Source organism: Neobacillus sp. DZ-9, assembly GCF_059587065.1.
The window spans coordinates 745981-759662 of sequence record NZ_JCAIOL010000002.1 but is presented as its reverse complement, the minus strand read 5'-3'; the positions used below and the strand labels follow the sequence as shown (position 1 = coordinate 759662).

General features: G+C 40.4%; 10 protein-coding genes and 1 pseudogene. All 11 read right to left on the bottom strand.

Going from position 1 to position 13682, the window contains the following annotated elements:
• Window positions 1-141 precede the first annotated feature (141 nt).
• The 11 genes and pseudogenes from AC59HZ_RS08260 to AC59HZ_RS08210 all read right to left on the bottom strand — a co-directional run bounded on the left by AC59HZ_RS08260 (window position 142) and on the right by AC59HZ_RS08210 (window position 13676).
• On the bottom strand, window positions 142-975 hold the full coding sequence (locus tag AC59HZ_RS08260) for a GNAT family N-acetyltransferase (protein WP_496545321.1): 834 nt from the start codon (window positions 973-975) through the stop codon (window positions 142-144).
• The gene (locus tag AC59HZ_RS08255) at window positions 953-2560 is read right to left on the bottom strand and encodes an N-acyl-D-amino-acid deacylase family protein (protein ID WP_496545320.1); all 1608 of its coding nucleotides are present in this window, start codon (window positions 2558-2560) and stop codon (window positions 953-955) included. The genes AC59HZ_RS08260 and AC59HZ_RS08255 overlap by 23 nt, the downstream gene beginning before the upstream one ends.
• A gap of 29 nt (window positions 2561-2589) precedes the next feature.
• A complete protein-coding gene (gene menC, locus AC59HZ_RS08250; RefSeq protein WP_496545319.1) occupies window positions 2590-3723 on the bottom strand; it encodes an o-succinylbenzoate synthase in 1134 nt (377 codons plus the stop codon).
• A 44-nt stretch (window positions 3724-3767) separates the two neighbouring features.
• Entirely contained in the window at window positions 3768-4631 is an 864-nt protein-coding gene (locus AC59HZ_RS08245; protein WP_496545318.1) for a MurR/RpiR family transcriptional regulator, read from the bottom strand.
• 67 nt (window positions 4632-4698) lie between these two features.
• Entirely contained in the window at window positions 4699-6189 is a 1491-nt protein-coding gene (locus AC59HZ_RS08240) for a M81 family metallopeptidase (RefSeq protein ID WP_496545317.1), read from the bottom strand.
• Between the two features lie 40 nt (window positions 6190-6229).
• The gene (locus AC59HZ_RS08235; RefSeq protein ID WP_496545316.1) at window positions 6230-7459 is read right to left on the bottom strand and encodes an MFS transporter; all 1230 of its coding nucleotides are present in this window, start codon (window positions 7457-7459) and stop codon (window positions 6230-6232) included.
• 417 nt (window positions 7460-7876) lie between these two features.
• A complete protein-coding gene (locus AC59HZ_RS08230) occupies window positions 7877-9847 on the bottom strand; it encodes a S9 family peptidase (protein WP_496545315.1) in 1971 nt (656 codons plus the stop codon).
• A 130-nt stretch (window positions 9848-9977) separates the two neighbouring features.
• Window positions 9978-10808 (bottom strand): serine hydrolase, encoded by an 831-nt coding sequence (locus tag AC59HZ_RS08225; RefSeq protein WP_496545314.1) that lies wholly within the window; start codon window positions 10806-10808, stop codon window positions 9978-9980.
• Complete coding sequence (locus AC59HZ_RS08220; RefSeq protein ID WP_496545313.1) at window positions 10795-11706, bottom strand: alpha/beta fold hydrolase; 912 nt, start codon at window positions 11704-11706, stop codon at window positions 10795-10797. The genes AC59HZ_RS08225 and AC59HZ_RS08220 overlap by 14 nt, the downstream gene beginning before the upstream one ends.
• A gap of 29 nt (window positions 11707-11735) precedes the next feature.
• Window positions 11736-12695 (bottom strand): annotated as a pseudogene (locus AC59HZ_RS08215) (ABC transporter ATP-binding protein); the annotation flags it as partial.
• 18 nt (window positions 12696-12713) lie between these two features.
• Entirely contained in the window at window positions 12714-13676 is a 963-nt protein-coding gene (locus AC59HZ_RS08210; RefSeq protein ID WP_496545312.1) for an ABC transporter ATP-binding protein, read from the bottom strand.
• Window positions 13677-13682: the final 6 nt, after the last annotated feature.

The window sequence follows — 13682 nt, the reverse complement described above, 5'->3', positions numbered from 1 at the left end:
AGCATGGCTTCCAACCTTTCAATTCGCAACGCAGGTTTCCCTATTTGAAGGAGTGCGTGGCTTGAGTGAGTATCTAGAAGAAGAGTGTTGATATTCTTCACCCATTCTTTGATTCTTATTTCACTCATGTTTGTTTGTGTATTATACAGAAAGGTCACATCTTTCTAGTACGTAATACGCTATTTTATCTTCCGGAATCACCCCAGTGACGTGATAGCCATGTGAAAGGGCTTCATTTAGTATATTACGAGTGTGTGATCGCCACTCTTGGAACAGTTCAGGGGCGTTTTTCTTCATTTGCTGCACCTCATTTGGAATAGGTAACAGATAACCGGGAATAGGTTTTACTCTTTTATGATCACAAGGAATAGGATATTCCCCCTCAAACTTAATGTCAGTTAGTTTTTCATACTTCTTCCATTCTACCCGATGGCTGCGACTCCCCTCTATGGTGAATTTAACATGATCAGACAAAAGATCCCATTCCACCAGGAATCGGTCGGAGGGTGTATCTTTATTTAAATTATCATTCATGTAACCATAATAAGCTTCAATATACGTTTTTACATACCCACCAAGTTTGGAAAGGTTAAGATATCCATTTTTAACTTCAAGGGGGTCAAAAGTCCAAATGATTTTTTCATAGCCATATTTAATGGCCCACTCTCGTTGTTTTAATTTCAATTGTTTACCGATTCCTTGATTTCGATATTGGGGGTTTATGGCCATCATATGAGAACATAAATAAGGCATTTTACTAAGATTACTGTATCCGGCAAATCCGTAGCAAAATCCTACTAGTCTATTACACTCCTTATCAAAAGCACCAATGACTACCCCGCCATTGTGAATAGCAGCCACCATTTGCGGGAGAGAGGTGACTACCTCTTCTCCCCACACCATTTTTTGTAATTCAACAATGTCTGACAGAAATTCGAGTTCTGTTACAATCTTATAGGTAAACTTTGCTTGCATAACAGTTCTCCTGTCGCAACACTTTTCCTGCTGTCGTACCAATATACTTGCCTTCTTTTACGGCCAGCTGCCCATTTACAAGGACGTAAAAGATTCCAACAGGTTTTTCTAGTGGATTTTCATATGTTGATTGGTCTTTCACTGTTTTCGGATCAAACACCACAATATCGGCAGCATAACCTTCTCGGATGAATCCTCTATCTTTTAAGCGGAGCAGCTGGGCAGGTGCACCTGTCATCTTGCGTACAGCCTGCTCAAGGGTAAGGGCCTGCTTTTCCCTAACATAGCGTCCTAACACACGTGGATATGTTCCATATAGTCTAGGATGGGGTTTCCCGCCAAAAATACCATCCGATCCAACGATTTGTAGGGGGTGTTTCATTCCATAAATGACATCTTCCTCATCGCCCCAATGAATCACCATCGTAATTCCTGCATTTTCCTCAATTAGTAAATCAAAGGCCGCGTCTGCTGGATCTGCTTCTAGTAATTCAGCAACTTCCTTCATGTTTTTACCTTCAGCCCAGCGGTTCTTTTCTGTAGAAACTGCAGATATAATTATATTTTCCCAGCCACAGGTAAGGACCCAATTTTCATAGTCCTCATTGCTTTTTAATTCATGTTTTATTCTTTCGCGATTTTCCGGAACCTTTAATTTTTCTAACAGTTCAGACGTTCCTCCTGCATGCATCCAAGGAGGCAGAATAGCATGAAAAACCGTAGATCCAGCTGTATATGGATATTGATCGAAGGTGATTTCAATTCCTTCCTGACGGCCCTGGTCCATTTTCTCAAGTGCTTTTTCAAATTTATCACGATTGATTTTCCCTGCGACTTTAAAATGAGAAACATGAAGACGGATACCAGATTGTCGGGCCACGTCAATGACCTCATCCAACGCCTCAAGGGAGTGGTTGCTTTCGTTCCGAATATGGACCACAAAGCAGCCGTCATATTTAGCTGCTCCTTTGCAGATCGCAATTAATTCTTCTTTATTGGAAAACACATTAGGAGGATAGACCAGACCCGAAGAAACCCCTACTGCTCCCTGCTTCATCCCTTCTTCCACAAGAAGCTGCATTTGATCCATTTCTTCCTGTGTCGCCTGACGTCCATCAAAGCCCATGACAAGAGTCCGTACAGCCCCATGTGGCACAAGGTAGGTTGCATTTCCTGTGATATCAGAATTTTCCAAAAACTGAAGATATTCATCGATGGTGTTCCATGGCCAATCGCCTATATCTCCATTTAGTCCTTTTAATTGCTTTTGCCATAAAGGCTTGGTTTCTTCAGAAACCGGAGCAACGGAGATGCCGTCCTGGCCAAATAATTCTGTAGTAACACCTTGCAATAATTTAATATGGTGGATTTCTGGCTTTGTACAGAGTAAATCTGAATGCACATGCGTATCGATAAAACCGGGTGAAACCGCCAATCCCTTCGCATCGATCACCGTAGCCGCGTGTTCGTTACGTAAATCACCAATTTTACTTATGACCCCATTTTTAATACCGATGTCGATTTTAGTCCATGGATTTTCTGTGCCATCAAAAACTTTTCCATCTTTTATAATAAAATCAAACAATCTAATCCCTCCTGTTCGTTTGTTTTCAATCAACTATTGAATATCAAATCTTTTGTAAATGTCTCTTTATCAATCAGATATTGCTCAAATACAGTTTCGTTAATATCATAGCCAATCCCAGAAGCCTCCGGCACTTGAAGAAGACCTGGCTGATACAAGATAACCTCAGGTGTTACGATATCATAAGCCCAATAACGATCGGATGCGGATGTATCCCCAGGGATGCTAAAGTTATCGAGTGACGAAAGGGCAATATTGTGGGCACGTCCGACACCTGCTTCGAGCATCCCGCCGCACCAAACCGGAATATCGTTCGCTTTACAAAAATCATGGATTTTTTTCGCTTCCGTCAGCCCTCCTACCCGGCCAACCTTAATATTGATAATTTTACAGCTCCCTAATTCGATGGCTTTTCTGGCGTCTTCTAATGTATGAATACTTTCATCCAGACAGATTGGCGTAGCCAGCTGTTTTTGCAGCTTGGCGTGATCAATAATGTCATCGTGGGCCAATGGCTGTTCAATCATGATAAGGTTAAACTGGTCCAACTCTTTAAGGATATGAACATCATTTAAAGTGTAGGCAGAGTTTGCATCGGCCATCAAAGGGATCTCAGGACCAAATCGTTCCCGAATGGCACGAATCACTTCGACATCATGACCTGGTTTTATTTTCACTTTAATTTTTTTGTACCCTTTGTGAATAAAACCATCTACTTTTTCAAGCACTTTCTCCACAGTATCCTCGATCCCAATACTGACACCGACATCAATTTCTTTTTTAAGGCCACCAAGGGCGGTTGCAAGTGATATACCTTGTTGTTTGGCATATAAATCCCAAACCGCTCCATCAAGGACAGCTTTCGCCATGTTATTGCGTCGTATCGGCTTAAAGAGTTCGTGGATTTCACTGGGATGGTTCAGGTTTTCCGCCAAGAACAATTTTGGAATAAGAAATTCCTTCAGGATATAATTGACGGTTCCGGTGGTTTCTTCATTATAGATAGGATAAGGAAGAGAAGCGCTCTCCCCATATCCGATCAACTCTCCACTATGGACGCTGACTACGAGAAAATCTTTATACGTCAAACGACCAAAGCTGGTTTCAAATGGTTGTTTAAGCGGCATTTTCAATCTGGAAATTTCCACTTTATCTATCTTCATTTTATTGTCCCTTTCTCTATGGAATGGTAGAAGAGCAATCAATCCTACTGCTTAAAATATGGAAAAAACTGTTCGCTCGTCTGTTCATAATCATTAATACGATTTTGTACCTCTTCCCACTTCGATAAGGCAACGCCAGAAACAATCACATTCAGCAATGAAAACATGGTAGCCATCCCGTTTAGTCCTGTGGGAGAGGGGGTATAAACTTTTACCAAAATATCCGCAAATGATCCCAAGGGAGATATTTCGTTATCCGTTATGGTGATTATTTTTGCTCCTTTTTTCTTGGCAGCCTTTACAAACGAAACGGTCTCCTCTGCATAACGCGGAAATGAAAGGGCAATCACCAAGCTTTCTTTGTCCATGTCAGAAATTAAAGAAATGGCGTTATCAATTTCTCCTCTATACAGATGGGTGTTTCCTATCACCATGTTTAAACTGTACGCGAGCCAGTTCGCTGCAGCATAAGAGCTTCTCAACCCAATGACACATCTTTTTTGGGAGTATAGAATCGCATCAATAATTTTTTGGTATAATTCCACGTTCAAGGAATCTAGGGTTTTCTCAATAAAAGCAATATCCCGTTCCTTAATTTGCTTGATCAGATCACCATTGTTCTGACTAAGGGCTGCAGTTGTTACTCGATACTTTTCGATTGGATCTGTTTGTCCATTCTCTAACAGAGATATCTGAATCTCCTTTTGCAAATGAGTAAATCCAGTATATCCAAGCGCATAACATAGACGTATTACCGTAGTCTCACTGGTGTTTGTCGACTCACCGACTTCTTTTGCCTTCTGGAATGCGATTTGTTGTGGATGATCCAAAATAAATTTGGCTACTATTTTTTGTCGATTTGTTAGCGAATCAAAATTCTTTCGGATTAATTCTTTGATAGGTTCCATCCGTGCTCTTCCTTTCAATGGTAGGGTGCTTGGAGTGGCACCTGCTGTTCATAGCGAAAATTTTATGTTATACCTTTGAGGTCTGCTTTATATAATCTTGAACTGGGTCTAAAGGGAAGATTGGTCGATTGATTCGTTTATAATCAAATATCGAAAAATCACAAGTGCTTAATCCTGGTGAATCGACTGTAATAATTTCTTTTGCGACTGGCTGAAAGTATGCTCGAAAATGCTGACTGGATTTTAACGCGACAATTTTATAATTTGTTACATCAATTCCATGAAGTAAGAACACTTGTTCGTCAAAGGTTTGTGATCTTACCGAGCAAACAATAATATCGACATTCCCTGTTTGTAATCTCGCAGATTTTCCAAGATTTACTTTAATTCCTCGCCACATAGGGGAAGTTTGGTAAAATTGACCGTCGGATAAACTTTTAACATACACTTTAAGGGACAAAGGTTGGCCATGTAAGGAATCGGTTTTGCCGCCCAATTCCACATCGATATTTGATCCTACACCCTCTTGGTGGGCTAACTCCGCTACCTCAGGGTCGTAAATAAAACCGAAGCATGTCTTTGGAGCATTCGCTTTAACCATAGCTTTTAAGAGGTAGGTTCCATCCCCTGGAGTTCCGCCTCCCGGATTATCCGATGTCTCATTGATGACGATGGGAAGGCCTGTTTTCGCTAAACACTGCTGGATACCCTCCTCAGGAGTTGGCAGATCAGGTCGAAACTCTTCCCTCTTATCCCAGATAGTTTTGGCTACTTCTTTCCCTGCTTTTTCCGCTAATGAAGAATTTCCGTTTGTGATGGTGATGACAGAAACACCTACATCGGGAATATCCGTATATGGGAACCCGTGGAAAAACGTGCAATCGACTACTCCCTGTTCCTTTTCCCATTCCCAGCATTGCTCATTGATTTCCTTGGCTGGGGATGCGTATGTTGTGGAGGTGGGAATGATAAGCGGCAGCTTCTCCAAATGCATGACAGGCTCCAATTCACCTTGAATGATTTGTTCTAGTAATTCAATTGCTTCCCTTCCTCTATCATGGGAGTCCGTATGTGGATAAAAATTAACGCCTAGAAGAGCATTTGCTTCTTGCACCATTAATTCAGTTAGATTTGCATGCAAATCTAATGTTACTACAATAGGAATCTCATATCCAATCGATTTTCGCAGCGCTTTAAGTAATGACCCTTCTAAATCGTCAATCCCTTCTGCAACGCCAGCCCCATGAAATGCTAGACAAATTCCGTCTACTTCACCTGCATTTTGGATGCCTGTTATTAACTCTTTCTCTAACGTTTCATAGGTCTCTTTCGTGATCATGCCCGACGGCCCTGTAAACGCGGAAAAGGCAGGAGCGATTTCGATGCCAAGTTGATTGCATTTATCAATCATCCCTCCAACGTAATCATCGACTCCTAAATGTCTTTCGATAATTTGCTCGTTATGATCCCATTCCCAGTTTTTAAATAGTTCTACTGTCGTTGGCACATTTGAAAAGGTATTTGTTTCATGAGCAATCTGTGCAATAGCAATTTTCATATAAAACTCCTCTTTTCTTTTAAATTATGCAACTAACAATCTACGCACTCTTTACCTTTGATTCTAGTGATTTTTTTGTATCACCAAGTGTAAAGCATGCTACCACAGAGATAATGGAGGAAAGAATTAAAAACCAGAATGCAGCATTGTAAGAACCATTAAAAGCAGTGATTAAGAAGCCCATGATCATCGGGGACACAAAGCCAGCTACCTGGCCCCCGAAATTAATCATTCCAGCTGCAGATCCCATAATTTCAGTAGGGAGAAATTTCAGCGGTAATGACCAAATCCCTGCGAAACCTGCATATAAGAAAAAGGCTGAGATGATTTGATAGGTGACCGCCAATTGAAGGGAAGGTGTTTTAAACATGAGATAAAGAAACAGAGCCCCCAGTATTGTCACAACAATCGAAAAATATTTTTCACGGCCTACAAAGTATTTATCTACGACCAATCCTCCTAATACCATGGCAATCCCACCTGCAAAAAACGGCAAAGATGCGACAAAACCAGCGTGCAAGAGATCCAATTCACGCACTTTTAAAAGGTAGGACGGAAGCCAAGATGCAAACCCCCAAATCACAACATCTAAACCAAACCAAGCAATAACCAGTTTCCACATTGTAGGTGTCCGCAACAAATCTTTCATTGAAATTTGTTGCGTATCCACATGCTTTTCTTCCTCTTTTTGTTTAACTGGCTTCTTTAAAACAAACCCATAGACAGCCACGAGAACTAGTCCAACTAGTGCAATGACCATAAACATGCTTCTCCAGCCCAGCCATACCATCATTGGTGCGGCAAAAAGCGGAGCAATCGCAGCGCCAAACGCGTTGGAAGATAGCATGGTGGACTGTGCTTTCGCGCGTTCCGTTTTTGGAAAATATTCGGCTATTGCTTTTGAACTAGCTGCCGGGAATCCGCTTTCACCCACTCCGAAGAAGAAACGGATGACGAGCAAAGAAACCAATGACCACGCAAAGCCTGTAAACGCCGTGAATAGGGACCATGCAATAAGTGATACAATCATGACTCTTTTTGAACCGTACTTGTCTGCCAGCACACCTCCGGGAATTTGCATTAATGCATAACCAGCAAAAAAGCTACTAAGAACAACCCCTAATGATGCGGCACTTAAATGAAGGTCATCCCCTATTGATGTAAGAGCGACACTCATTACCATACGGTCTAAATATGCCACCATCCAACCTGCAAAAAGAATAAAAAGTATAAAATACTTATTCTGCGAAAACGCTTTCAATTGTTCCATAATTTTGTCTCCCTAATCCATTTTCAAGTAACCTGTCTTTTTATAAGAATGTGTAAAGTTAAAAAATCATTGCTTATTGTTGTGATACTAGTAATTTTGCGCGGAAAGGTTATTTCTGTAGGATAGTTGCTGAAGGTCTAAGAGGCGGTTCTTACATATGTCATAAATATAATTCCAAGGTTTTAGCTTTTCAAATACAATTAATCGGATTCCTCACCCCCCTTTTAATTGAAGTTAGAACTTCAATATAAAAATATATTTGAAGTTGTAACTTTATTAAATAAAGTTTAAACAATTTAGAAGATTTAGTCAATTATTTTTGTGGAACTTAATGAGTTTTAAATGAAAAAAAGCCAGGTTTCCCAAGCTTTTTTCGCACTTACAGCCATTTATATGATTCGAAAATAGCAATTTCTTCTAAATGAAAGATCTGTGCTCCTCAAACCAACCAATCAAATGGTTTAAACGGGCAAGACGATGTTTTGGTTTTCCACTCGTACCACTTACATGACTCTCTCCTGGAAAACGCAAGAATCTTGTTCCGACTCCCAGCCTGCGAAGAGCGATATACCATTGTTCTCCTTGTTCCATCGGGCATCGGTAATCGTCCTCATTATGCATGACTAGTGTTGGGGTCTTAACATTCCTAACATATCGAATAGGTGAATATTTCATGACTGTTTCTTCATCTTCCCACATATCTGTCCCGCCCAGCTGCGCACTATTAAAATAAAATCCAATGTCGCTTGTTCCAAACATACTGTAAAGATTTGTTACAGAGTTTTGTGTTGCGGCAGCTTTAAAACGGTCTGTTCTTGTCGTAATCATATTGGTCATGTAGCCTCCGTAACTTATGCCAGTTACAAAAAGCTGTTTAGGGTCAATGTAATCATATTTATCCAAGATATAATCAACTGCATGCATTTGGTCCTTGTAATCTTCTCCGCCCCAATCTCCTACTACCCTTTGAAGAAAATCAACGCCATATCCTTGGCTGCCGCGCGGATTTGTATAAAGAACAGCATAACCCTTAGCCGCCATCAGCTGCCACTCATGCTGGAAACCATATCCATAGGCTGAGTGCGGGCCACCATGTATCTGTAACACTAAAGGATGTTTTTCCCCGTCATTCCGTATAGCAGGATGTAAAATCCAACCTTCAATCTCCAACCCATCGGCACTTTTAAAAGTTATATGTTCAGGAGAACTTAACTGCAGATTATTAAATAATTCATCATTCCACTTCGTTAATTTCTGCTTTATATTCTTTTGATTAACATTTTGAATGACTAGATCTCCTGTTGAATGGGAATGTGATTGTACAAACACTGCTCGTTCATCATCGATCATGGTGAAAGACGTAATATTGTATTCCCTTTCAGATAAGGAATTCGATACTTCACCTTGTAAGTTTGTTTTGTATAAAAGTACACTGCCGCCATCGGTTGCAGTAAAAAATAAACTTTTACTTTTTTTATCCCAAATGATTTTCTGCTCGCCTTTATCATAATAAGCATCTACCCGCACTGGGGTATCAACGGTACGATCCAATTGATTGCTTAAATTATAGGCTTCCTTTGTTTCTGTAGAAATCGCCCATACGTTTAAATTTTCGGAGTATGTTTCACCGTGGTCATGCCCAATAAATCCCACCCACTTTCCATCCGGTGATGGAGCTAACGCCCTTATTGGTCCTTTTCCCTGGTGGAATAGATGAACCGTTGTAAAATCGTATTGCCAAATGGATGGGATATATTCTATTTCTTGTGATTCTTCAACAGATCCTAGAAAATAAAGTAGTTTCCCATCCGCTGAAAATGTAGGTCCATAAAAGTCAAAATCACCCTGAGTAATTTTAGCAGTTTCCTTAGTTTCAAGATTTATCAAGAAAACATGTTTACGAGTATTTAAAAATTCACGTATACCATCTAGTTTATACCTTAATCGCCTGATGACGATCACTTCATTTTCCATTTCTTCGGATTTTTCCTGAACAGTTAACACAAGTTTTTTTCCGTCGGGGGACCAGTCGAACTCTACAACGTTACCGGTAACCTGCGTCAAAGGCGTAGCTTCTCCGCCATCTGATAAAGGAAGCAGCCATACTTGGGAACAGCCAGTGCGATTGGAAAGAAAAGCCAATTGCTTTCCGTTTGGCGACCATTTTGGGGAAAAATCCTTTATTAATCGATTATTATCGTAATAAAAGGTAATCTCCTGATTATTTCCTTCCATATCACTGACATAAATGGAAGAATAATAGCCGTTTTTTTCTAAATCCATTTTTGTTAAAACGTAGGCAACTCGATCTTTATTCGGCGAGACCTGCGGGTCGCCAACAAAATTGAAGTCAAACAAGTCTTCTGCTTTTAAAAGTCGTTTACTCACACCCATTCCTCCCTTTTAAATCTCTTCTTAATCCAATCAATTCTCCGTTAATAGGAATTTAATACGAAAAAAGAATAATAGCATGAGTATGTAAACTATTATTCTAGTGTTATCAGAATCAGTATTTAATTTAAACAATCTCTTTAATTTTCTTTCCGTTAGCCATTTGAAATAGCACTGCCCCGATTTCACTCATAATCCGTTTCGGTTCTTTACGATTCGGTACACCTTTACTAAGAATAGAAATAGCAAATGTATGTCCAGGAAAGTAGCATAAGGCTACGTCGTGTTCCAGTCCCGGAATATAACCGGTTTTATGTGCCATTTCCCAGGATGGAATTGCTCCGATTGGTCCTAAAATCATTGGCAGTGAACCTGGCAATAAATGATTTACCTTTTGCTGCTTCAAAATTTCCACCATTCTGCGGCAGGCGTTCCAGGACACGATTTTACCCGTGGCGATTTTCTTCATAAATTCAGTCATTTCTCCAGCCGTAATCAAGTTGGATCCATGGGCCTTTTCAGCAGGTATAATTTGTAATTTATGATGAAATTGGCTTTTCTTGAAGCCCCATTGGCTCATGTAGGATTGAATGTTCCCTACCCCAACTGCTTCAATTAATAGATTCGTGGCAGTATTGTCGCTTTCAGTGATCATAAGGACCATCAAATCATAGATAGACCATTCCTTTTCCGGGGTCAGATTTTGCAAACTTCCGGCACCAGTTACCAGATCTTCAAAGCGAACGAGGATCTTATCCGATAATGAAAGTTTTCCTTCTGCGGCTTCTGCGAAAACAGAAGCCATAATCGGAACCTTAATGACACTGGCTGCATAAAATTCCTCTTCATGAAGTAAGTTGAAATCCTCTTCTGTTTCAAAGTGATAAATAGAAGCTGCGTATTGCCCTTTCCCAGATCTCAGTAAATCCAGTAAACTTAATTCGTTATCCTTTAACAAGGGCTGCTCCCCCTCCATCGATTCTACTTTTAACAAAGTTACGTACAGTTAAATGAAAGAGTTCATACTCATCTTTCATGACCCTATGGCTGCTATTCTTAAAAATAACTAGTTCGCTGTTAGGAATTCGATTGGCAATTTCATAAGATTCACTTACATGTGTAATCCAATCATGCACACCTCCAATGACAAGGACTGGAACCTTGAGTGAAGGCAATTGATCTCTTACATCATAGCTTCGTAAGAATCCTCCAAAACCTTCGTTTAATGCTTCATACGACCGCTTAGCGCGTAACTTTGCATTCTTCGACTTCAATTGTTCCTCTTCTGAAGGGTGGAAATTATGTGTATGAGAATATAAAGGTGCCATTACCTCATAATATTTTGATAGCTGTTCATGTGATTCAAAAGCTGCGTCCCAAACCAATTGAGCCATTTCTTGCTGTTCTGGCGTACCAACTTCTTTCACAATTCCCTTTGCTTTTTCAATGAAATGATAGCTAGGGGAAGTAGTGATTAGAATCAATCCCTGAACACTGTCCGGGTACTTTACGGCGTAAGATTGTGCAACCATTCCCCCATACGAATGACCAAGAAGAACCACTTTTTCTATTCCCAAACATTCTCTAAGTGCTTCTAAATCATCAACGTTATTTTCCAGCGTATAGGTGGACTGAGGTCCACGGTCCGATTGCCCGCTTCCACGGTTATCAATATAGACAAGCTGCATGTATTCTGACAATGGGCTCATGGTCGGTTTAAATCCAGTATGATCACCACCAGGACCCCCATGCAAGATAAAACATACCGGCTTTTTCTTTAAGCTTGGTCCTTCGGGAATATCTCCCATTCCTTCTACATCAAAAAATATTCTTGTTCCATTAATTTTCACGAACATTCCAGACTACCTCTTTTCTTTAAAATATTCTAGTAAAGGTGACAAGCTACTAAACTGCCATTTACCTTCTTAAGTTCCGGATTTTGCGTCTTGCAAATATCCATACAGGAAGCGCATCTTGGATGAAATTTACATCCCTGTGGCGGATTAGAAGGGGAAGGCAAATCGCCTTTTAAAAGGATTGCCTCCTTTTTTTCATCTGGATCCATCACTGGAATCGCGGAAATCAACGCTTTGGTGTATGGATGTAATGGTTCTTCAAAAAGGGCTGTTTTGTCCGCTAATTCCACTACCTCCCCTAGATACATCACCGCTACACGATCACAAATATGCTCTACCACTCTTAAGTCATGGGAGATGAAAACGTACGTTAAATTAAACTGCTCCTGAAGATCTTGCATAAGATTTAGAATCTGTGACTGAATCGATACGTCCAATGCCGATACTGGTTCATCAGCCACAATTAGTTTTGGCAAAAGCATCAATGCTCTCGCAATCCCAATTCTTTGCCGCTGTCCACCGGAAAATTGGTGCGGATATCGATTTAAATAGCCTTTGTCCAAGCCTACGTATTCAATAATTTCTTCGATTCTGGCATTTCGTTTTTCCTTATCAATATGGTGTGCTATCAAAGGTTCTTCGAGTATCTTACGGATGGTAAGCTTTGGATTTAAAGTTGAAAAAGGGTCCTGAAAGACCATCTGAAGATCTTTTCTTAAATTTCTCATCTCTTTTAGAGAAAGATTAGCAATATTCACACCTTGATAGTTAATTTCCCCTTCAGTCGGTTCGATGAGCCGCAAAATGCATCTTCCAGTCGTCGATTTACCGCAGCCAGATTCACCCACAATTCCCAAGGTTTCACCTTCATAAATTGTCAGGTCCACCCCATTTACTGCTTGGACATAGCCTTTGGGCGCTCCAAATCCTTTTTTGATGGGAAAATGCTTTTTCAATTTCTTAATTTCTAAAAGTGGTGTTGCCATTGAGGTTTCCTCCTTTCTGGTTTATTGATTGTAGAGCCAGCATTTGCTTTGGGTTCCGTCTTTAAGACTTGAAAGTTCAGGGGTTTTTTCAAAACAAATCTTCATGGCTTGACTGCAGCGCGGGGCGAATCGGCAGCCATTCCCCCATTCTCCTGATACAGGCACATTACCTGGAATGGTTTTTAATCGATTTGAGTCTTTTACCTTATGTGGGGTCGATTGAATTAATCCTTGAGTGTAAGGATGTTTAGGCTTTCTTAGCAAGGTACGAACATCGGCTGTTTCCACGACCTCACCTGCATACATCACCATGACCCGGTCACACATTTCTGCCACTACCCCTAAATCATGGGTGATGAGAATTAATGACATTCCTGACATTTTGCGAAGTTCTCTCATCAAATCCAACATTTGCGCTTGAATGGTCACATCCAGGGCCGTTGTGGGCTCATCAGCAATTAATAATTTTGGATTACATGCCATCGCCATGGCGATCATAATCCTTTGCCTCATTCCACCTGATAAACGATGGGGATATTCATGATATATCTCTACCGCTCGCGGAATTCCCACCTGCTTAATCAATTCGATAACTTTTATTTTCTGTTCGGTCTTGGACACGTTTCCATGGAGGCGAAGTACTTCGCCGATTTGTTTTCCTATGGTTAATACTGGATTTAAAGAGGTCATAGGGTCCTGAAAGATCATCGATAATTGATTTCCCCGTATTTTCCTCATCTCTTTTTCATCCAACTGCAATAGGTCAGTTCCTTCAAATAAAATTTCGCCTGATACTTTTCCGTTTTTCCCCAATAGCTGCATGATAGAAAGGGATGTAATACTTTTTCCGCAACCTGATTCTCCTACAATGCCCAAGGTCTCGCCTTTTTTAACATAAAAATTAATATTATTAAGAACCTGGACGTTTTTCTTTTTTCCAATGAATTCTGTCGATAAGTCCTGGACCTCTAGTACATTTGTCATCGAATG

Excerpts from the sequence above, each read along its gene's own strand:
- AC59HZ_RS08245 (WP_496545318.1), bottom strand. The coding sequence starts at position 4,631 with ATGGAACCTATCAAAGAATTAATCCGAAAGAATTTTGATTCGCTAACA.
- AC59HZ_RS08210 (WP_496545312.1), bottom strand. The coding sequence starts at position 13,676 with ATGACAAATGTACTAGAGGTCCAGGACTTATCGACAGAATTCATTGGA.
- AC59HZ_RS08240 (WP_496545317.1), bottom strand. The coding sequence starts at position 6,189 with ATGAAAATTGCTATTGCACAGATTGCTCATGAAACAAATACCTTTTCA.
- menC (WP_496545319.1), bottom strand. The coding sequence starts at position 3,723 with ATGAAGATAGATAAAGTGGAAATTTCCAGATTGAAAATGCCGCTTAAA.
- AC59HZ_RS08260 (WP_496545321.1), bottom strand. The coding sequence starts at position 975 with ATGCAAGCAAAGTTTACCTATAAGATTGTAACAGAACTCGAATTTCTG.
- AC59HZ_RS08220 (WP_496545313.1), bottom strand. The coding sequence starts at position 11,706 with ATGTTCGTGAAAATTAATGGAACAAGAATATTTTTTGATGTAGAAGGA.
- AC59HZ_RS08235 (WP_496545316.1), bottom strand. The coding sequence starts at position 7,459 with ATGGAACAATTGAAAGCGTTTTCGCAGAATAAGTATTTTATACTTTTT.